This is a genomic window from Streptomyces sp. CMB-StM0423 (assembly GCF_002847285.1).
GTDB lineage: Bacteria > Actinomycetota > Actinomycetes > Streptomycetales > Streptomycetaceae > Streptomyces.
On record NZ_CP025407.1, the window covers coordinates 7,038,287 to 7,059,259 of the forward strand.

A 20,973-nucleotide genomic window follows, 5' to 3' on the forward strand; every position below is an offset into this window, starting at 1 on the left:
CGAGGAAGTGAGCCCCCATGAGCGACACCGGCCCCGGCGCCGACGCAGGACCCGACTTCGACGCGATGACCCGCGACATCGCCGATGTCCCCGCCGTGGAGGTGATCACCACGGTGGCGGTGCACCTGATGAGCGCCGCCGCGGTCAAGCTCGGGCTGGCCGAGGACGGCGCCGCGCACAAGGACCTGGACGAGGCCCGCAAGCTGATCACCGCGCTGGCCGGGCTGGTCACCGCGGGCGCCGCGGAGGTCGGCTCGTACCACGCGGCACCGCTGCGCGACGGGCTGAAGTCGCTCCAGCTCGCCTTCCGCGAGGCGTCCGAGCACCCGGACGAGCCGGGTCACGGGCCGGGCGAGGCATACACGGGCCCGGTCTTCGGCTGACCTCCGCCGCGGGCGCGGCACGGATGTGCAGGGTCTCTCCGCGCACTGGTATGCTGGACAGCGACCGGCCGGACGCGCCATGCAGGAAAGAGGAGCGACCGGCCCGCAAGTGGAGGCTCCGATCTCCCACCTTCCGGCCCCCGGTCGGCGGGTCACCGGTCCCAAGCGCCCCGCGGCTGGCTCTGCGGCGGTGCTCCCCGGCAGGAGCCCGCATTTGCGTCCCGTCCGGGGCTTTTTTCGTGCCCGCGTCGGATGGTCGGCAGACAGAACGTGACGCGGTTGCCCGCCAGGCAGTCGCGTGGTGGAAATGAGGAGGCCACATCAGCGCCGAGCCCCGCATCAACGACCGGATTCGCGTCCCCGAGGTGCGACTTGTCGGCCCCAGCGGCGAGCAGGTGGGCATTGTCCCGCTCGCCAAGGCTCTGGAGCTTGCCCAGGAGTACGACCTCGACCTGGTCGAGGTGGCGGCCACCGCCCGTCCTCCGGTGTGCAAGCTGATGGACTACGGGAAGTTCAAGTACGAGTCGGCCATGAAGGCCCGTGAGGCGCGCAAGAACCAGGCGCACACGGTCATCAAGGAGATGAAGCTCCGGCCGAAGATCGACCCGCACGACTACGACACCAAGAAGGGTCACGTCGAGCGGTTTCTCAAGCAGGGTGACAAGGTCAAGATCACGATCATGTTCCGCGGTCGTGAGCAGTCCCGTCCCGAGCTGGGCCGGCGGCTGCTGCAGCGGCTCGCGGAGGACGTGCAGGAGCTGGGCTTCGTGGAGTCCACCCCCAAGCAGGACGGCCGCAACATGATCATGGTCCTCGGTCCGCACAAGAAGAAGACCGAGGCGATGGCCGAAGCCCGGGAGGCCCAGGCCGCCCGCAAGGCGGAGCGCAGGGGCGACGACACCGCTCCGGCGGAGCGCGCCGAGGCCTGATCGCGGACCCGGCCCCGGGTCCGGAGACTTAGGACGAAGTCAGTCTGACGCTTCCGCATGCCCTTTTACGGGTGGTGGGAGGCGCCGAAGACGAGGAGTGAACGGCGAGATGCCGAAGAACAAGACCCACAGTGGTTCCAAGAAGCGCTTCCGCGTGACCGGCTCCGGCAAGGTGCTGCGTCAGCGTGCCAACCGGCGCCACTACCTGGAGCACAAGCCGTCGACTCTGACCCGGCGCCTCGCCGGCACGGTCGAACTGTCCAAGGCCGACGCCAAGAAGGTCAAGAAGCTTCTCGGCAGGTGAGTCGCCGCCCTGCACCGGCAGGGCGCAGGACGACTCAAGAGACCGGGACCCAGCCGTTCCGGGTCGCGCAGCCGACGTGACCCAGCCCCAAGGAGTGAACAAGTGGCACGCGTCAAGCGGGCAGTCAACGCCCAGAAGAAGCGCCGGGCGATCCTCGAGCAGGCCAGCGGTTACCGCGGCCAGCGCTCCCGCCTCTACCGCAAGGCGAAGGAGCAGGTCACCCACTCCCTCGTCTACAACTACAACGACCGCAAGAAGCGCAAGGGCGACTTCCGGCAGCTCTGGATCCAGCGGATCAACGCCGCTGCCCGCGCCAACGGCATCACCTACAACCGCTTCATCCAGGGCCTGAAGGCCGCGGGCGTCGAGGTGGACCGCAAGATGCTGGCCGAGCTGGCCGTGAACGACGCCGGCGCGTTCGCCACGCTCGTCGAGGTGGCGCAGAAGGCGCTGCCCAGCGACGTCAACGCGCCGAAGTCCGCTGCCTGAGCCACCGCGCTCGCACGGTACGTACCAAGGACCCGCAGGCCCCGCCGGCCTGCGGGTTCTGTCTTCAGCGCGGGCCTTCCCGCCGTCCGCACCCGCTGTCAGAAAGGTCTCCCCGCCGCCCATGGGCACCCCCGAGCCGATCTCGCCGCGCTCCGCCCGCGTCACCGCCGCCCGCAAGCTGCTCAGGCGCGCCGGGCGGGCCAAGGAGCGCAGGTTCCTCGCCGAGGGGCCGCAGGCCGTGCGGGAGGCGGTGGCGTACGGGGGCGGGGCGGCCGGCGGCGCCGGTCCTGCGCTGGTCGAGCTGTTCGTCACCGCGGAGGCGGCCGAGCGGCACGCGGAGATCGTCGGGGCGGCCCGTAACGCGGGGGTGCGCGTGCACGCCGCCGCGGAGGAGGTCGTCGCCAGGCTCTCGCAGACCGTGACGCCGCAGGGGCTGGTGGGCGTCTGCCGGTTCCTCGACGTGCCGCTCGCCGACGTCGCCGCCGCCCGCCCCCGGCTGGTGGCCGTCCTGGCGCACGTCCGCGACCCCGGCAACGCCGGCACCGTGCTGCGCTGCGCCGACGCCGCGGGGGCCGACGCCGTGGTGCTGACCGACGCCTCCGTGGACCCGTACAACCCCAAGGCCGTACGGGCCTCCGCCGGCAGCCTCTTCCACCTGCCCGTCGTCACCGGCGTGCCCGCCGAGCGCGCCGCCGCCGAGCTGCGCGCCGCCGGCGTGCGGCTGCTGGCCGCGGACGGAGCGGGGGAGCGGGACCTCGACGACGAGCTGGACGACGGCGGCCTCGCCGCCCCCACCGGCTGGATCTTCGGCAACGAGGCGTGGGGTCTGCCCGACGAGACCAGGGCGCTCGCCGACGCCGTCGTGCGGGTGCCGATCCACGGCCGCGCCGAGAGCCTGAACCTCGCCACCGCCGCCGCCGTGTGCCTCTACGCCTCGGCCCGGGCGCACCGCCCGATCGGCGGGTGCCGTGCCGTCAGCTCCGCCCGGTAAGGTGACCGCTCTAAGTCCGCGAGTCGACCGTACGGGCAGGCCAACGCCCGGTCTGCGGGAGGGGGTTCATGGGGTGGAGAGTGCAGATGACGGGCCCGAGGCCAAGGACCTCGGCTGTGCGCCCGACGATCTGCCGGACGGCCTCGTCGTGGCCGACGAGCGCGGCATCGTGGTGCGCTTCAACGCCGCCGCCGCGCGGATCACCGCCCTGGAGCCGGCCGCCGTCCTCGGCCGCCCGCTGACCGAGGCGCTGCCCCTGGAGGACCTGAAGGGCCGCCGCTGGTGGCGGCTGACGGACCCGTACGGCGGCCTGGCCATCCGCACCGGGCACCCGGAGCGCAACCTGCTGCTGCCCGGCAACCGCGAGGTGCTGGTCGCCGCCCGCTACGTACGCGACGGGCGCACGGGCCCGGTGCGCAAGCTCGTCGTCACCCTGCGCGGCACGGAGGCCAGGCGGCGCAGCGAGCGCAGCCACGCGGAGCTGATCGCCACCGTGGCGCACGAGCTGCGCTCGCCGCTGACCTCCGTGAAGGGCTTCACCGCCACGCTGCTGGCGAAGTGGGAGCGGTTCACCGACGACCAGAAGCGGCTGATGCTGGAGACGGTGCACGCCGACGCCAACCGTGTCACCCGGCTCATCGCCGAGCTGCTGGACATCTCCCGTATCGACTCCGGCCGGCTCGAAGTGCGCAAGCAGCGGGTCGACGTGGTCGCCGCGGTGCACCGGCACGTGGAGGCGCAGACCACCGCGGGCCAGGACCCGGCGCGGTTCCGCACGCTTTTGGTGCCGGGGGAGCTGCCCGACCTGTGGGCCGACCCGGACAAGGTCGACCAGGTGCTGGGCAACCTGCTGGAAAATGCCGTGCGGCACGGCGAGGGACTTGTCACCATCGAGGTGGCACCCGCCACCCTCAACCACGGCAGGGAAGGCACCCAGGTCACCGTGAGCGACGAAGGCCCCGGCATCCCGGAGGAGTCGATGAGCCGCGTCTTCACCCGCTTCTGGCGGGGCAGCAAGCGCGGCGGCACCGGCCTGGGGCTGTACATCGTCAAGGGCATCGTGGAGGCCCACGGCGGGATCATCACGGTCGGCCGCGCGCCCGGCGGCGGCGCCCGCTTCCGATTTACCCTGCCCGTCGGCGCCCCGGCCCACCTCGCCTGAGCAGCGGCCGCCCGCCCACGGGCATCACCCACGGACCACGCCCATGTCCTCGCGCCCGTAGACTCGACCCCCGGCCCCTCGGCGACTTTCGCTCGCCGACGCCGCCGCGGCCGCCGGGCCGGGGCGCAGCCAGCCAATCGGAAGTACGGGAAGAGATGTCGGCACCGAACAAGTCGTACGACCCTGTCGAGGTCGAGGCACTGAAACCGGAAGAGATCGACCGGGTGCGCGACGGGGCGCTGGCCGCCATCGCCGCGGCCGGCGACCTCGCAGAGCTCCACGAGGTGAAGATCGCCCACGCCGGCGACCGCTCCCCGCTGGCGCTGGCCAACCGCGAGATCGGCGCCCTGCCGCCGCACGCCAAGGCGGACGCGGGCAAGCGCGTGGGCCGGGCCCGCGGCGAAGTGGGCCAGGCGCTCAAGCGGCGGCAGGAGGAGCTGGAGGCGGAGCGCGACGCCCGCGTGCTGGTCGAGGAGGCGGTGGACGTCACGCTGCCGTACGACCGCTCGCCCTCCGGCGCCCGGCACCCGCTGACCACGCTCTCCGAGCGCATCGAGGACATCTTCACGGCGATGGGCTGGGAGGTGGCCGAGGGCCCCGAGGTCGAGGCGGAGTGGTTCAACTTCGACGCCCTCAACATCGCGCCCGACCACCCCGCGCGCAGCGAGCAGGACACCTTCTTCGTACGCGGCCCGCAGGGCGACGCCCCGGAGCGGCAGGGCGACGACGAGTCCGGCGTCGTGCTGCGTACCCACACCTCGCCCGTGCAGATCCGCACCATGCTCGACCGCGAGCCGCCGGTCTACGTGATCTGCCCCGGCCGGGTCTACCGCACCGACGAGCTGGACGCCACCCACACCCCCGTCTTCATGCAGGTCGAGGGGCTGGCCGTGGACGAGGGCCTGACGATGGCCGACCTCAAGGGCACCCTCGACCACATGGTCTCCTCGCTCTTCGGCGAGGGCATGCGGACCCGGCTGCGCCCGGACCACTTCCCGTTCACCGAGCCGTCCGCCGAGATGGACATGGTCTGCTTCGTCTGCCGCGGCGAGTCCGTCGGCAACCCGGACCGGCCCTGCCGCACCTGCGGGTCCGAGGGCTGGATCGAGCTGGGCGGCTGCGGCATGGTCAACCCGAAGGTGCTGGTCGCCTGCGGCATCGATCCGGAGCGCTACAGCGGGTTCGCGTTCGGGTTCGGGATCGAGCGGATGCTGATGTTCCGCCACAACGTCGAGGACATGCGAGACATGGTCGAGGGTGACGTGCGCTTCACCAGGCCGTTCGGGATGGAGATCTGATGCGAGTCCCGCTTTCGTGGCTGCGGGAGTACGTCGACCTGCCGGCCGGCGAGACCGGCCGCGCCGTCCAGGCCCGGCTGATCAGCGCCGGCCTGGAGGTCGAGACCGTCGAGCGGCTCGGCGCGGGCCTGACGGGCCCGCTGGTCGTCGGCCGGGTGCTGGCGATCGAGGAGCTGACGGAGTTCAAGAAGCCGATCCGCTACTGCCAGGTCGACGTCGGCCGGGCTGGGGGTACCGCCCAGGCAGAAGGCTCTGGGGGAGGGACCGGCGAGCCGCAGAACATCGTCTGCGGCGCGAGCAACTTCGCCGTCGGCGACAAGGTCGTCGTCATCCTGCCCGGCGGCGAGCTGCCCGGCGGCTTCAAGATCGGCGCCCGCAAGACGTACGGCAAGGTCTCCGAAGGCATGATCTGCTCGGTGCGCGAGCTGGGCATCGGCGACGACCACGACGGCATCCTCGTGCTGCCGCCGGAGTACGAGCCGGGCACCGACGCGATCGAGCTGCTGGAGCTGAACGACGAGGTCCTGGACATCGCCGTCAACCCCGACCGCGGCTACGCGATGTCCCTGCGCGGCGTCGCCCGCGAGACCGCCATCGCCTACGGCCTGCCGCTGCGCGACCCGGCGCTGCTCGACGTGCCCCCGCCGAACGACTACGGCTACGAGGTCAAGGTCGACGACCTGCGCGGCTGCGACCGGTTCACCGCCCGCGTCGTCACCGGCGTCGACCCCGAGGCCCGCTCGCCGATCTGGCTCCAGCGCCGGCTGCAGAAGGCCGGCATGCGCCCCATCTCGCTCGCCGTGGACGTCACCAACTACGTGATGCTGGAGATCGGCCAGCCGCTGCACGCCTACGACCGCGACCGGCTCGACGGCCCCCTCGGCGTCCGCCGCGCGGCCCCCGGCGAGAAGCTCACCACCCTCGACGGCGTCGAGCGCACCCTCGATCCCGAGGACCTGCTGATCACCGACAACCGCGGCCCGATCGGGCTGGCCGGGGTGATGGGCGGCGCCGACACCGAGATCGCCGAGGCCGAGGTACGCGACCACCTGCTCGGCACCGTGGCGGGCACCACCGACATCGTCATCGAGGCCGCGCACTTCGACCCCGTCTCCATCGCCCGCACCTCGCGCCGCCACCGCCTCACCTCCGAGGCGTCGCGCCGCTTCGAGCGCGGCGTCGACCCGGAGGCGGGAGCGGCCGCGGCGCAGCGCACCGTGGACCTGCTGGTGCTGCTCGCCGGCGGTTCCGCCGAGGCGGGCGTGACCGGGGTCACCGCGCCCCGCGGGCCGCGTACGGTGCGGATGCAGGCCGACCACCCGGACCTGGTGGCGGGCGTGACGTACGGGCGTGAGACCGTGGTGCGCCGGCTCCAGGAGGTCGGCTGCGACGTCTACGGCGCCGACGAGCTGACCGTCACCGTGCCGTCCTGGCGGCCCGACCTGGGTTCGCCGAACGACCTCGCCGAGGAGGTCATCCGGCTCGAAGGCTACGAGAACCTGCCCTCCACGCTGCCCCGGCCGCCCGCGGGCCGCGGTCTGACCGGCCGCCAGCGGCTGCACCGCAGGGCCGGCCGGGCGCTGGCCGGCGCCGGCTACGTCGAGGTGCTGAACTACCCGTTCCTCGGCGAGGCGGCGCTCGACGCCCTCGGCCTGGAGCCGGACGACGCCCGCCGCCGTACGGTCACCCTCGTCAACCCGCTGAGCGACGAGGAGCCGGCGCTGCGCACCACGCTGCTGCCCGGTCTCCTCGCCGCCCTGCGCCGCAACCACGGCCGCGGCGCCGCGGACCTGGCGCTCTTCGAGACCGGCCTGGTCTTCCGGCCCTCCGGCTACGAGACCGCGCCGGTGCGGCTGCCCGTCGACCGGCGGCCCACTGACGAGGAGATCGCCCGGCTCGACGCCGCCCTGCCCAAGCAGCCGCGCCGCGCCGCCGTCGTCCTCGCCGGCGCCCGCGAGCGGGCCGGCTGGTGGGGCGAGGGCCGGCCGGCGGACTGGGCGGACGCGGTGGAGGCGGCCCGTACCGTGGCCCGGGAGGCGGGCGTGGAGCTGGCGACCGAGGCCGACCGGCACGCGCCGTGGCACCCCGGCAGGTGCGCCGCGCTGTTCGCGGTCGTGGACGGCGAGCGGCGGGTCGTCGGCCACGCCGGCGAGCTGCACCCGCGGGTGGTCAAGGCGCTGCAGTTGCCGGAGCGCACCTGCGCGATGGAGGTCTCGCTCGACCTGCTGGAGATCGCCGGCGGCGGCCCGCTGCAGGCGCCGCGGATCTCCACGTACCCGGTGGCGGCGCAGGACGTGGCGCTGGTCGTGGCCGCGGACGTGTCGGCGGCGAAGGTCGCCGAGGCGCTGCGCGCGGGGGCCGGGGAACTGCTGGAGTCGGTGCGGCTGTTCGACGTCTTCACCGGCGAGCAGGTGGGCGAGGGCCGCAAGTCGCTCGCCTACGCGCTGCGCTTCCGCGCCCCCGACCGCACGCTGACCGCCGAGGAGGCGGGCGCCGCCCGGGACGCCGCGGTGGCCAGGGCCGCCGAGGAGGCGGGCGCGGTGCTGCGCGGGGCGTGAGCCCGCACGACGGTACGGGGCCGGCAGGCGGGCCCCGTACCGTGCCGTACGGGACGCCTCAGTAGGCGTAGAACCCGGCGCCCGTCTTCCGGCCCAGCCGGCCCGCCTCGACCATCCGCGCCAGCAGCGGCGGGGTCGCGTACGACGGCTCCTTGTACTCGGCGTACATCGAGTCGGCCACCGAGGCGATGACGTCGAGGCCGATGAGGTCCGTGAGCTTGAGCGGGCCCATCGGGTGGGCGCAGCCCAGCTCCATCCCGTTGTCGATGTCCTCGCGCGTCGCGATGCCCGACTCGAACATCCGCACCGCGGAGAGCAGATACGGGATCAGCAGTGCGTTGACGACGAACCCGGACCGGTCCTGGGCCCGGATGGAGTGCTTGCCCAGCACGTCGCGGGCCAGTGCCTCGGTCCGCTTGAGGGTCTCGTCGCTGGTCGTCAGCGCCGGGATCAGCTCGACGAGGCGCTGCACGGGGGCGGGGTTGAAGAAGTGCATCCCGATGACCTGCTCCGGCCGGGTGGTGGCGATGGCGAGCTTGATCAGCGGGATGGAGGAGGTGTTGGAGGCGAGGACGGCGTCCTGGCGGGCGACGACCTGGTCGAGGATCTGGAAGATTTCGGTCTTGACCTGTTCGTTTTCCACCACCGCCTCGATCACGAGATCGCTCTCCGCAAGCTCTCCGAGATCGGTCGTGAAGCTCAGCGCGTCCAGCGCCTCGTCCCGCTCCACCTCGGTGATCTTGCCGCGCTCCGCGGCCTTGGCGAGCGAGTTGGTGACGCGGGTACGCCCCAGTTCGAGGGCGTCGCCGGTGGTCTCGGCGACGACGACCTGAAGGCCGGAGCGGGCACACACCTCGGCGATGCCCGAGCCCATCTGGCCGGATCCGACCACTCCGACGCGTTCGATGTCGGTCAATGTCTCTCCTCGTCCCTCGTCCTGCCGTGTGGGCAACCCTTTCGGACCCCTGACGTTACCCGCGTAGCGCATGGCTCTTGTCCCCGGGTGAGCCGGGGCGCGAGGATGTGCCGCAACTGACGAGTGGTTCAGACCACTTGGCTCAGTCGGATTCTTGTTCTCGGCGATTCGGAGGATCCAGATGGGGAGCAGCACTCCCGGCAGACCGCACCACCTGAGCCGGCGCCGGTTCGGCGCCGCCGCGGTGGGTGCCCTGTCCGCGGTGGCCGTGGCGGGCGACGCGATCGCGGCCCCGGCCGGCGCGGCGGGGCGCGGCCACGGCCGCCCGGCCGGGCAGATGCGCGGCTCGTGGGTGGCGACGGTGGCGAACATCGACTGGCCGGTCAAGCAGGGCCTGAGCGCGGCCGAGCAGCAGCGTCAGTTGCTGGCCCGGCTCGACGAGGCGGCGGACCGGCGGATGAACACCGTCGTCTTCCAGGCCCGGCCGACGGCGGACGCGATGTGGCCGTCACCGCACGAGCCGTGGTCGGAGTGGCTCTCCGGGACCCAGGGCACCGACCCGGGCTGGGACCCGCTCGGCTTCGCCGTCCGCGAGGCCCACCGGCGCGGTCTCGAACTGCACGCCTGGTTCAACCCCTACCGGGTGCGCAACGACGCGCTCGCGGAGAAGCTGGTGCCTGAGCACCCGGCGAACCGGCACCCCGACTGGGTCGTACCGTACGGCGGCAAGATCTACTACGACCCGGGGGTACCGGAGGTCCGCCGCTTCGTCCAGCGCTGCATCCTCGACGCCGTACGCCGCTACGACATCGACGCCGTGCACTTCGACGACTACTTCTACCCGTACCCGGTCGCGGGCCAGGAGTTCGCCGACGAGGAGACGTACCGGAAGTACGGCGGCGCCTTCGCGGACAAGGCCGACTGGCGGCGCAACAACGTCGACCTGCTGGTCGCGGAGCTGGGCCGGGCCATCAAGCGGACGAAGCCGAACGTGCAGTTCGGCGTCAGCCCGTTCGCGGTCTGGCGGAACGCGGCCACCGACCCCGAGGGCTCCGACACCCAGGCGGGCACGCAGACGTACGACAACCTCTACGCCGACACCCGCACATGGGTGCGCGAACGCTGGATCGACTACATCGTCCCGCAGGTGTACTGGAACATCGGCTTCGCGGTCGCCGACTACGCCAAGATCGTGCCCTGGTGGAACGACGTGGTCGCGGGCACCGGCGTCAACCTCTACATCGGCGAGGCGCTGTACAAGGTCGGCGCCGCCGGCCAGCCCGCCGCCTGGTTCGACCCGGCGGAGCTGAGCCGTCACCTGACGTTCTGCCAGGGCTACCCGGAGGTCCAGGGCAACATGTACTTCTCCGCGAAACTGCTGCCCCAGGACCCGCTGGGCGCGGTCAGCAGGCTCGTCGCCGACCACTACGGCGAGCCGGCCAGGCCGCCGCGCTGCTGACGGCGCGCCCGGCGGCCCCCGCCGTCCCGGCCGCACCGCCACCCGCGGCCGGGGACGTCAGCCCTGCCCGGACTCCTCGTCCAGATGCCGGACCACGGAGTCCGGGCCGGGTGACACCAGCGCCTCGTGGCCGTCGTCCTCGAACCGCACCCGGTAGGGCGGTGCGCCGGCTGCGCCGATGACTTCGAGGATCTCCGCCGTCCGGTCCTCCTGACCGACGACGCGGCCGTGCACACACAGCTTGTCGCCCACTTCAGCCTGCATGGGGTCGACCTCCTGTCCGGCTCGTCCCCAAATGATGGGGTCCGTGACCGCCAGTTTAGGGTCGCGCGCCGCGCTTGGCTCCCGGAGAATTCCGGTGTACGGGCCATGCACTGCGTGCCAGGCTCTGCCCATGGCTCACGTACCCGCCCCGTACGAGGTCTCCACCGACCCCGCCCGGCTCGACCGCGCGCTCGTCCACCGCTGGCTGTCCACCGACGCCTACTGGGCGCTCGGCCGCAGCCGCGCGCAGCAGGACACCGCGATCGCCCACTCCCTGAACTTCGGCGTCTACGCCCCGGAGGCGGCAGCCGCCGGCGGTGCCCCCCGCGGCGCGGGCGGGCAGGTCGCGTACGCCCGCGTCGTCACCGACCGCGCCACCTTCGCCTGGCTCTGCGACGTCTACGTGGCCCGCGAAGCCCGCGGCGCAGGCGTCGGCAGCGGCCTGGTCGCCGCCGTCCGCGACCACCTCGCGCCCTACCGGCTGCGCCGCGTCCTGCTGGCGACCGGCGACGCCCACGGGGTCTACGCGAGGTTCGGCTTCGAGCCGCTGGCGGATCCTACCCAGTGGATGGCTCTGGGCAGAGCCTGACGGCGCTCCTACCATCGCCGCATGAACGTTCGTCTCACGCTGCTCGCCGCGGCCCGCAACTCCTCGCGGCTCGCGGAGCGCTTCGACGACGACCGGCCGCTGGACGCGGCCGGCTGGGTGGCGGCCGAGCGCGCCGTTCCGGTGTTCTCCCCGCTGGCCGCCGCCGAGTTGCGGTACTGCTCGCCCACGCAGCGCTCCCGCGAGACCGGCCGGGTGCTCGGCCTCGCGCCGCTGGCCCAACTCGCGCTGCGCGACTGCGACATGGGCCGGTGGCGGGGGCGCACGCTGGAGGAGGTGATGATGACCGAGCCGCGCGACGTGGATGCCTGGCTCGCGGATCCGCACGCCGCCCCGCACGGCGGCGAGCCGCTGATCGCCTTCATCCAGCGGATAGGGGGCTGGCTGGACACCCGCCCGGTGGACGACGGCACCCACGTGCTCGCCGTCACCGAGCCCTCGGTCATCCGCGCCGCGCTGGTCTACGCGCTGAAGGCGCCGCCCGCCTCGTACTGGCACATCGACGTGATGCCGCTCTCGGCGATCAGCCTGACGGGCCGTCCCGGGCGGTGGAGCTTGCACGTCGACAGTTGGGCCTGAGCGCCGGGGCGAGTGGACTGCGGGGCGCGGCGGGCGGATGATGTCGGGGCCATTGCCAACTCCCTACGGGTAGGTAAGTCTACTGCCTGGTAGGTACCGCAGCACCGGGTGCGAGGAGCGAGACGCGATGAGCTCGTACGACGTGATCGTGATCGGTTCCGGCTTCGGCGGCTCGGTGGCCGCCCTGCGCCTGACCGAGAAGGGCTACAAGGTCGGCGTGCTGGAGGCCGGCCGCAGATTCGCCCGCGAGCAACTGCCCAAGAACTCCTGGCGGCTGCGCGACTACCTGTGGGCCCCCGCCCTCGGCCTCTACGGCATCCAGCGCATCCACCTGCTCAGCAACGTCATGGTGCTCGCCGGCGCCGGCGTGGGCGGCGGCTCCCTCAACTACGCCAACACCCTCTACGTGCCGCCGCCCGCCTTCTTCCGGGACCGGCAGTGGGGCCACATCACCGACTGGCAGGAGGAGTTGGCCCCGTACTACGACCAGGCGAAGCGGATGCTCGGCGTCCGGGAGAACCCCACGACCACCGAGGCGGACACGTACCTCAAGACCGCCGCCGAGCGCATGGGCGCGGGCGACTCCTACCGGCTCACCCCCGTCGGCGTCTTCTACGGCGACGGGCGCGACGCCGGCGGCGAGACCACGGCGGCCCCCGGCGAGACCGTGCCCGACCCGTACTTCGGCGGCGCGGGCCCGGAGCGCGCCGCGTGCCTGCAGTGCGGCTCGTGCATGACCGGCTGCCGTTACGGCGCGAAGAACACCCTGACGGAGAACTACCTCTACCTCGCCGAGCGGCGCGGCGCCGTCATCCACCCGCTGACCACCGTCGTCGACGTGCACGAGGCCGCCGGCGGCGGCTACGAGGTGACCACGGTGGCGACGAACAAGCGCCGCCGCGGCAAGCGGGAGGTACTGCGCTGCGACCACGTGGTGGTCGCGGCGGGCACGTACGGCACCCAGACCCTGCTGCACCGCATGAAGAGCAGCGGCCGGCTGCCCGGGCTCTCCCCGTGCCTCGGCGAGCTGACCCGCACCAACTCCGAGGCCCTGGTCGGCGCGGTGACCTTCCCGCGGACGTACCGCAAGAAGCGCGGCACGGGCGAGCTGGACTTCACCAAGGGCGTGGCCATCACCTCCTCGATCCACCCCAACGACACGACGCACATCGAGAACGTGCGCTACGGCAAGGGCTCCAACGCGATGGCGCTGCTGTGCGTCCCGCAGTTCAAGCCCGCCGGGAAGCTGCCCAAGGCGCTGCGGGTGCTGGGGGCGTATCTGCGGCACCCGGTGCTGGTGGCGCGGACGGCCACGACGTACCGGTGGTCCGAGCGGACGATCATCGGGCTCGTCATGCAGACCCACGACAATTCGCTGACCACGTACCTCAAGGACAAGGGCCTCGGGAAGGGCCTGCTCACGGCCCGGCAGGGCCACGGGGCGCCGAACCCGGTGCACCTCCCGGAGGGGGCGGAGGCGGCGCGGCTGCTCGCGGAGCAGATCGGCGGGCAGCCGGGCACGAACCTCGGCGAGCTGATGGGCACCCCGCTGACGGCGCACTTCCTGGGCGGCTGCCCCATCGGTGAGGACGCGGAGCACGGCGTCATCGACCCGTACCACCGGCTGTACGGCCACCCGGGGATCTCGGTGGTGGACGGCTCGGCGGTCTCGGCGAACCTCGGCGTGAACCCGTCGCTGACGATCACGGCGCAGGCGGAGCGGGCGATGGCGCTGTGGCCGAACAAGGGCGAGAAGGACCCCCGCCCCGCCCAGAACGACCCCTACACCCGCGTCCCCCCGGTAACCCCCCACCACCCGGCAGTCCCGGCAACCGCCTTCGGCGCCCTGCTCCTCCCGGTCCCGGAAGTCCCCCCGAAACCCCAAGCCTGACCCACCACGCCCCGCAGGGGGCGCGGAACGCTGCCGGTCATGCCCGCTCACCCCCGTCCCTGCCCGGGGCGCGGCGGATAGTCTTTGCATAGCTCTGCTGTCGTCCGTATAGTCATGCTGGACGAGGAGGAGCGGATGACCGTGCGGGTGGCAGTGGCCGGGGCGAGCGGGTATGTGGGCGGGGAGCTGCTGCGGGTGTTGCTGGGACATCCCGGGGTCGATATCGGCGTTCTCACCGCCCACGCCAACGCCGGACGTCTCCTCGGCGACATACAGCCGCACCTCGCGCCCCTCGCCGGCCGGGAGCTGGCCGAGACCGCGCCCGGGGTGCTCGCCGGGCACGACGTCGTGTTCCTCGCCCTGCCGCACGGGCAGTCCGCCGCCGTCGCCGCCGAGCTCGGCGACGACGTGCTCGTCGTCGACTGCGGCGCCGACCACCGGCTCGCCGACGCCGCCGACTGGGAGCGGTTCTACGGCACGCCGCACGCCGGCACCTGGCCGTACGGGCTGCCCGAGCTGCCCGGGCACCGCGAGGCGCTCCACGGGGTCCGGCGCATCGCGGTGCCCGGGTGCTACCCGACCGCCGTCTCCCTCGGCCTCTTCCCCGCCTACGCCGCCGGGCTCGCCGAGCCGGAGGCCGTCGTCGTCGTCGCCTCCGGCACCTCCGGCGCCGGCAAGGCGCTCAAGCCGCACCTGCTGGCCAGCGAGGTGATGGGCTCCATGAGCCCGTACGGCGTCGGCGGCGGGCACCGGCACACGCCGGAGATCGGCCAGAACCTCAGCTCCGTCGCGGGCGAGCCGGTCACGGTCTCCTTCACCCCGACCCTCGCCCCGATGCCCCGCGGCATCCTCGCCACCAGCACGGCGCGGGCCCGCCCCGGCACCACGGCGGAGGCGGTGCGCGCCGCGTACGAGAAGGCGTACCAGGGCGAGCCGTTCGTCCGCCTGCTGCCGCCCGGGCAGTGGCCCGCCACCGGCGCCGTCACCGGCTCCAACACCGCGCTGCTCCAAGTCGCGTACGACGAGAGCGCCCGGCGCATCATCGCGGTCAGCGCCATCGACAACCTCACCAAGGGCACCGCAGGCGGCGCGGTGCAGAGCATGAACATCGCCCTCGGACTCCCCGAGGAGCTGGGGCTTTCTACGACAGGAGTGGCACCTTGAGCGTCACGGCAGCCAAAGGGTTCACGGCGGCGGGCATCGCCGCCGGGATCAAGCAGAACGGCAACCCGGACCTCGCCCTCGTGGTCAACGAGGGGCCGCGCCGCGCCGCCGCCGGCGTCTTCACCGCCAACCGCGTCAAGGCCGCCCCGGTCGTCTGGTCCGAGCAGGTGGTCCAGGGCGGCGAGGTGTCCGCGGTGATCCTCAACTCCGGCGGCGCCAACGCCTGCACCGGACCCCGCGGCTTCCAGGACACCCACGCCACCGCCGAGCGCGTCGCCGAGGTGCTCGGCCACAGCGCCGCGGAGGTCGCCGTGGCCTCCACCGGGCTGATCGGCACGCTGCTGCCGATGGACAAGCTGCTGCCCGGCGTGGGCCTGGCCGCGGCGGAGCTGTCCGCGCACGGCGGCGAGAAGGCCGCCATCGCCATCAAGACCACCGACAGCGTGCACAAGACCGCGGTCGTCACGGCCGCCGGGGACGACGACGCGGCCTGGACCGTGGGCGGCATGGCCAAGGGCGCCGGCATGCTTGCGCCCGGGCTGGCGACCATGCTCGTGGTCCTCACCACCGACGCCGACGTGCCCGCCGCCGATCTCGACGCCGCGCTGCGCGCTGCGACCCGTACCACCTTCGACCGCGTCGACTCCGACGGCGCCATGTCCACCAACGACACCGTGCTGCTGCTGGCCTCCGGCGCCAGCGGGGTCCGGCCCGCGCAGGCGGAGTTCGCCGAGGCGGTACGGGCCGTCTGCGACAGCCTCGGCCGGCAGCTCATCGCCGACGCCGAGGGCGCCAGCAAGGAGATCAAGGTCGAGGTCGTGGGCGCCGCCAGCGAGGACGACGCCGTGGAGGTCGGCCGCTCCATCGCCCGCAACAACCTCCTCAAGTGCGCCATCCACGGCGAGGACCCCAACTGGGGCCGGGTGCTGGCCGCGATCGGCACCACCTCCGCCGCCTTCGAGCCGGACCGGCTGAACGTCGCCATCAACGGCGTGTGGGTGTGCAAGAACGGCTCGTTCGGCGAGGACCGCGACCTGGTCGACATGCGCTACCGCGAGGTCCACGTCGTGGCGGACCTCGCGGCGGGCGGCGCGGAAGCCGTGATCTGGACCAACGACCTGACCGCCGACTACGTCCACGAGAACAGCGCGTACAGCTCATGACGACGACCTCCGCGCCCGCAGCGGCACCGGCCACCCCCACCCGCAAACACACCGCCCTGCCCAAGGCCCGCACCCTCATCGAGGCGCTGCCCTGGCTCACCCGGCACCACGGCAAGGTCGTGGTGGTCAAGTTCGGCGGCAACGCCATGGTCGACGACGACCTCAAGCGCGCCTTCGCCCAGGACGTCGTCTTCCTGCGGCACGCCGGTCTGCGCCCCGTCGTCGTGCACGGCGGCGGCCCGCAGATCAGCGCGCAGCTCGACCGGCACGGCCTGGCCAGCGAGTTCCGCGCCGGGCTGCGGGTGACGACGCCGGAGGCCATGGCCGTCGTACGGATGGTGCTCGCCGGGCAGGTGCAGCGCGAGCTGGTCGGGCTGCTCAACGAGCACGGCCCCTTCGCCGTCGGCCTGACCGGCGAGGACGCGCACACCATCACCGCCACCCGGCACCGCCCGCTGGTCGACGGCGAGCCGGTCGACATCGGCCGGGTCGGCGAGGTCACCGACATCGACACCGGCGCGATAGAGGCGCTGCTCGCGGACGGCCGCATCCCGGTCGTCTCCTCCGTCGCCCGCTCCGCGGACGAGTCCGACGCGGCCGGCGAGGTCTTCAACGTCAACGCCGACACCGCCGCCGCCGCGCTGGCCGCCGCGCTCGGCGCGGAGACCCTGATGGTCCTCACCGACGTCGAGGGCCTGTACGAGAACTGGCCGGACAGCGACGAGGTCATCAGCCGGCTCACCGCCGGCGAGCTGGAGCGGCTGCTGCCCGACCTGGCCAGCGGCATGGTCCCGAAGATGGAGGGCTGCCTGTACGCGGTGCGCCACGGCGTGACCACCGCGCGGGTCATCGACGGCCGGGTGCCGCACTCCATCCTGCTGGAGATCTTCACGGACGAGGGCATCGGCACGATGGTCGTGCCGGACGCGGAAGGGTCTGCGACATGAGCGGCGGCACGAGCGGTGGCACGAGCGGCAACGCGGAGCTGACGGAGCGCTGGCAGGGCGCGCTGATGGACAACTACGGCACCCCCCGCCTGCCCCTCGTCCGCGGCGCGGGCGCCAAGCTGTGGGACGCCGACGGCAGGGAGTACCTCGACTTCGTCGGCGGCATCGCCGTCACCTCCCTCGGCACCGCCCACCCGGCCGTCGTCGAGGCCGTCTCCAGGCAGATCGCCACGCTCGGCCACGTCTCCAACCTGTACGTCGCCGAGCCCCCGGTGGCGCTCGCCGAGCGGCTCCTCGAACTCGCCGGCCGGCCGGGCCGGGTGTTCTTCGCCAACTCCGGCGCCGAGGCGGTGGAGGCCGCGTTCAAGATCGGCCGGCTGACGGGCCGTACGCACATGGTGGGCACCGAGGGCGGCTTCCACGGCCGCACCATGGGCGCCCTGGCGCTGACCGGGCAGCCCGGCAAGCAGGAGGGCTTCGGCCCGCTGCCGGGCGAGGTCACGCACGTGCCGTACGGGGACGCGGAGGCGCTGCGCGCCGCGGTGACCGGGGAGACCGCGCTCGTGATCGTCGAGCCGGTGCAGGGCGAGAACGGCGTCGTCGTACCGCCGGACGGCTATCTGGCCGCCGCCCGGGAGATCACCAGGGACGCCGGCGCGCTGCTGGTGCTGGACGAGGTGCAGACGGGTATCGGGCGTACGGGCCACTGGTTCGCCGCGCAGGCGCAGGGCGTGGAGGCGGACGTCGTCACCCTCGCCAAGGGCCTCGGCGGCGGTCTGCCGATCGGCGCCACGCTGGCCTTCGGGCCCGCCGCGGACCTCTTCACCCCCGGAAGGCACGGCTCCACCTTCGGCGGCAACCCGGTCGCCTGCGCCGCCGCGCTGGCGGTGCTGGACGTGATCGCGGCGGACGGGCTGCTGGCGCAGGTCAAGCGGGTGGGGGAGCGGCTGCGGGACGGAATCGGCCGACTCGGGCACCCGCTGGTCGACCATGTGCGAGGCGCGGGCCTGCTGCTCGGTATGGTGCTCACCGAGGCCGTCGCGCCGCAGGTGCAACAGACGGCCCAGGCAGCGGGATTCCTGGTCAACGCGGTGGCACCGGACGTGATCCGGCTCGCCCCGCCGCTGATCCTCGGCGAGGCGGAGGCGGATGCCCTGCTTGCCGCGCTGCCGGCCGTGCTCGACGCGGCGGGTCCCGCAGCCTAGCCCCGACGAGCCGGAGAGTGACATGTCCGAGGAGCACAACGGTCCCGCCGTGCCGCACACGCGCACGGCACGCCACCGCAGGATCGTCGACATCCTGAACCGGCAGCCGGTCCGCTCGCAGAGCCAACTGGCCAAGCTCCTCGCCGACGACGGCCTGACGGTGACGCAGGCGACGCTCTCCCGGGACCTGGACGAGCTGGGCGCGGTCAAGATCCGCAACACGGGCGGCGAGCTGATCTACGCGGTCCCCTCGGAGGGCGGCTTCCGCACCCCGCAGGTGCCGCTGGGCGAGTCGGCGAAGGAGGAGCGGATGGCGCGGCTCGCCGGCGAACTGCTCATCTCCGCGGAGGCGTCGGCGAACATCGTGGTGCTCCGCACGCCGCCGGGCGCGGCGCAGTTCCTCGCCTCGGCGATCGACGCGGCGGAACTGACGCCGATCCTCGGCACGATCGCGGGGGACGACACCCTGATGGTGATCAGCCGCGACCCCTCGGGCGGCCAGTCCCTGGCCGACCACCTCCTGAAACTCGCCGAACGCGAACGGTGACCCCTGCGGCTGGCGGGGCGCTGGGCGCGCGGCCTGGAGGGGGTGCGGGGTGGAGCGCCTGAGGCTTGTGCGCACTGGTGCGAGTAGCGGGCTGGGGCCGTAGCCCCGCGGCGGTTGCGGAGGGCGGCTCCCTGGGTGGTCGGCGCTGGTGGCGGGATGCGGGGGCGCGGCCAGGGTTTGGGTGCGGGTGTGGGGTCGTCGAAGCCGTCCGCGGCGGGGGCGCGGATAGTGAGGTCCGGGGCGGCGTCTCCGCGGCCTGTCCGCGCGGGACGCGCGGGTAGCGGGGCCTTCGGCGGTCAGGGCGGAGCCCCGGCGTGTCCGCATCGGAGGCGTGGGGCAGCGAGGTTCGGGGCGTAGGCCGTCGTGGGGGTGCGGGGCGCAGCCCCCGACGGTGCGGGGGACGGGGGCGCAGCCCTCCGTTGCGCGTGCCGTAAGGCATCAGGGCCCGGGGCCTCGCCCCGGGTGGGTTCCCGGTGGTGTTCGCGGCTCAGGTGCGGGGTGTGGGGCGCAGCCCCGGCGGGGGTCCGGGGCGCCGCCCCGGTTTCGGGGAGGGGCGGGGCTGGGGAACACCCCCCTCCCGGCCACCCGCCACCGCTCCCGTACACTCGGAAACCTGGACAGATGTCCAGCTAGTTTTCCCGGGACGAGAAGGGCCGACCATGACCTACGTGCTGCTGATCGGTGCCATCCTCAGCGAGGTGACGGCAACCGTCTCCCTCCGGCTGTCCGAGGGCTTCTCGAAGATCCTCCCGTCGATCGTCGTGGTCGTCGGCTACCTGACCGCCTTCACCCTCCTCAGCCTGGTGCTCAAACGCGGCATGTCCATCGGCATCGCCTACGGCATCTGGGCCGCCGCCGGCGTGGCCCTCGTGGCGCTCATCGGCGCCGCCTTCCTCGGCGACGGCCTCACCGGCGTCCAGATCGGCGGGCTCGTCCTGGTCGCCGCAGGCGTCGTCGCGCTGGAGGCCGGCGGTGCGCACTGAGACCGGCGCCGCCGACGGGCGCGTGCAGCGCGGGCAGGAGCGGCGGCGGCTGCTGCTCGCCGCCACGGTCCGCGTCATCGGCCGCGGCGGCGTCGCCGCCGTGACGCACCGGGCCGTCGCCGCCGAGGCGGGCGTGCCCAAGTCGGTGGCCACCTACCACTTCCCGGCCGTCGCGGACCTGCTGGCCGCGGCGCTCAGTGACAGCGTCGACGCCTACGCGACCGCGCTCGCCGGTGCGCTGCCCGAGTCGTACGACACCGCGGATCTGAGCCGGTACCTGGCCGCGTATCTGGACGAGCACGGCGCGCGCTGCGCCGCGGAGTTCGACCTGTACCTCTACGCCGCCCGCAACCCCGAGCTGCGCCCCGTGCTGGGCAGGTGGCACGACCTGCTGGCCGAGATCGCCGGCCGGTTCACCGGCGATCCGGTCGCCATCACCGCGTTCTCCGCCGCGCTCGACGGGCTCAGCCTGCAGTCGCTGCTACGGGACGAGCCGCTGACCGCCGCCGAGATCCGGCAGGTCGTCGACCACGTCCTGCACCGCCGCTGAACCACGGCGGCGCAGGGCGGGATCAACTGCCCCGCGCCGCCCGCCACTCGTCGCTCAGCAGCGACCAGACCTCCAGGTCCCGCCGCTTGCCCGCCATCTCGAACAGGCTGCGCAGCGTGCCCTCGTGGCTCATGCCCAGCCGCCTGGCGACCGCGATGCTGGCCTTGTTCGCCGGGTCGACCAGCCACTCCACCCGGGACAGGCCGCGGACGTCCACCGCCCACTCGATCATCCGCCGGGACGCCTCCGTGACCAGCCCGCGCCCCTGCGCCTCGGGCGCCAGCCAGGCGCCCAGCTCGCAGGAGCCCTCCGCGGTGTCGAAGAGCCGGTAGATCATGCCGCCGACCAGTGCGCCGTCCAGCCGGATGGCGAACATCCGGCCCGCGTCGCGGGCCTGCTTGTCGGCGTACGCCTGGAGGAAGCGGCGGGCGCCCGCCTCGTCGGTGACGTCGTGCGCCCAGGGCAGCCACGGCTCCAGGTGCGCGCGGTTCCGGTCGGTGAACGCGGTGAGCTCCGCGGCCTGCCACGGCTCCAGCGTGGTCAGTTCCGCGCCTTCGGCCAGGGGTGTGCTCAGCATCGGTGCG

At 73.3% G+C, this 20,973-nt stretch carries 22 protein-coding genes; 19 read left to right on the forward strand and 3 right to left on the reverse strand.

The window, feature by feature from the left end; all coding sequences use genetic code 11:
- Nucleotides 1-17 precede the first annotated feature (17 nt).
- The 8 genes from CXR04_RS30620 to pheT all read left to right on the forward strand — a co-directional run bounded on the left by CXR04_RS30620 (nucleotide 18) and on the right by pheT (nucleotide 8,114).
- Nucleotides 18-383 (forward strand): DUF1844 domain-containing protein, encoded by a 366-nt coding sequence (locus CXR04_RS30620; protein ID WP_101425453.1) that lies wholly within the window; start codon nucleotides 18-20, stop codon nucleotides 381-383.
- Between the two features lie 320 nt (nucleotides 384-703).
- Nucleotides 704-1,312 (forward strand): translation initiation factor IF-3, encoded by a 609-nt coding sequence (gene infC / locus CXR04_RS30625; RefSeq protein WP_101425454.1) that lies wholly within the window; start codon nucleotides 704-706, stop codon nucleotides 1,310-1,312.
- A gap of 109 nt (nucleotides 1,313-1,421) precedes the next feature.
- Entirely contained in the window at nucleotides 1,422-1,616 is a 195-nt protein-coding gene (gene rpmI / locus CXR04_RS30630; protein ID WP_018852864.1) for a 50S ribosomal protein L35, read from the forward strand.
- 102 nt (nucleotides 1,617-1,718) lie between these two features.
- Nucleotides 1,719-2,105, forward strand: coding sequence for a 50S ribosomal protein L20 (rplT, locus tag CXR04_RS30635; protein ID WP_101425455.1), 387 nt, complete (start codon nucleotides 1,719-1,721; stop codon nucleotides 2,103-2,105).
- Nucleotides 2,106-2,226: 121 nt separating this feature from the next.
- Complete coding sequence (locus CXR04_RS30640) at nucleotides 2,227-3,096, forward strand: TrmH family RNA methyltransferase (RefSeq protein WP_101425456.1); 870 nt, start codon at nucleotides 2,227-2,229, stop codon at nucleotides 3,094-3,096.
- A 73-nt stretch (nucleotides 3,097-3,169) separates the two neighbouring features.
- Nucleotides 3,170-4,258 carry a sensor histidine kinase gene (locus CXR04_RS30645; RefSeq protein WP_101425457.1) on the forward strand — a complete coding sequence of 363 codons (1,089 nt, stop codon included), beginning with the start codon at nucleotides 3,170-3,172 and terminating at the stop codon, nucleotides 4,256-4,258.
- Between the two features lie 155 nt (nucleotides 4,259-4,413).
- On the forward strand, nucleotides 4,414-5,556 hold the full coding sequence (gene pheS, locus CXR04_RS30650) for a phenylalanine--tRNA ligase subunit alpha (protein WP_101425458.1): 1,143 nt from the start codon (nucleotides 4,414-4,416) through the stop codon (nucleotides 5,554-5,556).
- Nucleotides 5,556-8,114 carry a phenylalanine--tRNA ligase subunit beta gene (gene pheT / locus CXR04_RS30655; protein ID WP_101425459.1) on the forward strand — a complete coding sequence of 853 codons (2,559 nt, stop codon included), beginning with the start codon at nucleotides 5,556-5,558 and terminating at the stop codon, nucleotides 8,112-8,114. The genes pheS and pheT overlap by 1 nt, the downstream gene beginning before the upstream one ends.
- 58 nt (nucleotides 8,115-8,172) lie before the next feature.
- On the opposite strand, the gene CXR04_RS30660 is transcribed toward pheT, so the two are convergent.
- On the reverse strand, nucleotides 8,173-9,030 hold the full coding sequence (locus tag CXR04_RS30660; protein ID WP_101425460.1) for a 3-hydroxybutyryl-CoA dehydrogenase: 858 nt from the start codon (nucleotides 9,028-9,030) through the stop codon (nucleotides 8,173-8,175).
- A 181-nt stretch (nucleotides 9,031-9,211) separates the two neighbouring features.
- On the opposite strand from CXR04_RS30660, the gene CXR04_RS30665 reads away from it, so the two are divergent.
- Nucleotides 9,212-10,489 (forward strand): glycoside hydrolase family 10 protein, encoded by a 1,278-nt coding sequence (locus tag CXR04_RS30665; RefSeq protein WP_442802423.1) that lies wholly within the window; start codon nucleotides 9,212-9,214, stop codon nucleotides 10,487-10,489.
- A 57-nt stretch (nucleotides 10,490-10,546) separates the two neighbouring features.
- On the opposite strand, the gene CXR04_RS30670 is transcribed toward CXR04_RS30665, so the two are convergent.
- Nucleotides 10,547-10,753 carry a DUF1918 domain-containing protein gene (locus CXR04_RS30670; protein WP_101425461.1) on the reverse strand — a complete coding sequence of 69 codons (207 nt, stop codon included), beginning with the start codon at nucleotides 10,751-10,753 and terminating at the stop codon, nucleotides 10,547-10,549.
- A gap of 130 nt (nucleotides 10,754-10,883) precedes the next feature.
- Between CXR04_RS30670 and CXR04_RS30675 the strand changes: the two genes are divergently transcribed.
- The 10 genes from CXR04_RS30675 to CXR04_RS30720 all read left to right on the forward strand — a co-directional run bounded on the left by CXR04_RS30675 (nucleotide 10,884) and on the right by CXR04_RS30720 (nucleotide 20,389).
- Nucleotides 10,884-11,342, forward strand: a complete 459-nt coding sequence (locus CXR04_RS30675; RefSeq protein WP_101425462.1) for a GNAT family N-acetyltransferase — start codon at nucleotides 10,884-10,886, stop codon at nucleotides 11,340-11,342.
- Nucleotides 11,343-11,363: 21 nt separating this feature from the next.
- Nucleotides 11,364-11,939: a histidine phosphatase family protein gene (locus CXR04_RS30680; protein ID WP_101425463.1), complete on the forward strand. Its 576-nt coding sequence runs from the start codon at nucleotides 11,364-11,366 to the stop codon at nucleotides 11,937-11,939.
- A gap of 127 nt (nucleotides 11,940-12,066) precedes the next feature.
- A complete protein-coding gene (locus tag CXR04_RS30685; RefSeq protein ID WP_101425464.1) occupies nucleotides 12,067-13,830 on the forward strand; it encodes a GMC oxidoreductase in 1,764 nt (587 codons plus the stop codon).
- Between the two features lie 135 nt (nucleotides 13,831-13,965).
- Nucleotides 13,966-14,994, forward strand: a complete 1,029-nt coding sequence (gene argC, locus CXR04_RS30690) for an N-acetyl-gamma-glutamyl-phosphate reductase (RefSeq protein ID WP_101425465.1) — start codon at nucleotides 13,966-13,968, stop codon at nucleotides 14,992-14,994.
- The gene (gene argJ / locus CXR04_RS30695; RefSeq protein WP_101425466.1) at nucleotides 14,991-16,157 is read left to right on the forward strand and encodes a bifunctional glutamate N-acetyltransferase/amino-acid acetyltransferase ArgJ; all 1,167 of its coding nucleotides are present in this window, start codon (nucleotides 14,991-14,993) and stop codon (nucleotides 16,155-16,157) included. The genes argC and argJ overlap by 4 nt, the downstream gene beginning before the upstream one ends.
- Nucleotides 16,154-17,104 (forward strand): acetylglutamate kinase, encoded by a 951-nt coding sequence (gene argB, locus CXR04_RS30700; RefSeq protein ID WP_101425467.1) that lies wholly within the window; start codon nucleotides 16,154-16,156, stop codon nucleotides 17,102-17,104. The genes argJ and argB overlap by 4 nt, the downstream gene beginning before the upstream one ends.
- Nucleotides 17,101-18,309: an acetylornithine transaminase gene (locus tag CXR04_RS30705; protein ID WP_101425468.1), complete on the forward strand. Its 1,209-nt coding sequence runs from the start codon at nucleotides 17,101-17,103 to the stop codon at nucleotides 18,307-18,309. The genes argB and CXR04_RS30705 overlap by 4 nt, the downstream gene beginning before the upstream one ends.
- Before the next feature lie 22 nt (nucleotides 18,310-18,331).
- Complete coding sequence (locus tag CXR04_RS30710; protein WP_101425469.1) at nucleotides 18,332-18,856, forward strand: arginine repressor; 525 nt, start codon at nucleotides 18,332-18,334, stop codon at nucleotides 18,854-18,856.
- A 659-nt stretch (nucleotides 18,857-19,515) separates the two neighbouring features.
- Nucleotides 19,516-19,839, forward strand: a complete 324-nt coding sequence (locus CXR04_RS30715; RefSeq protein ID WP_101425470.1) for a DMT family transporter — start codon at nucleotides 19,516-19,518, stop codon at nucleotides 19,837-19,839.
- On the forward strand, nucleotides 19,829-20,389 hold the full coding sequence (locus CXR04_RS30720) for a TetR/AcrR family transcriptional regulator (protein WP_101425471.1): 561 nt from the start codon (nucleotides 19,829-19,831) through the stop codon (nucleotides 20,387-20,389). The genes CXR04_RS30715 and CXR04_RS30720 overlap by 11 nt, the downstream gene beginning before the upstream one ends.
- A 22-nt stretch (nucleotides 20,390-20,411) precedes the next feature.
- Here CXR04_RS30720 and CXR04_RS30725 read toward each other — a convergent pair whose 3' ends face one another.
- Nucleotides 20,412-20,966: a GNAT family N-acetyltransferase gene (locus tag CXR04_RS30725; protein ID WP_101425472.1), complete on the reverse strand. Its 555-nt coding sequence runs from the start codon at nucleotides 20,964-20,966 to the stop codon at nucleotides 20,412-20,414.
- Nucleotides 20,967-20,973: the final 7 nt, after the last annotated feature.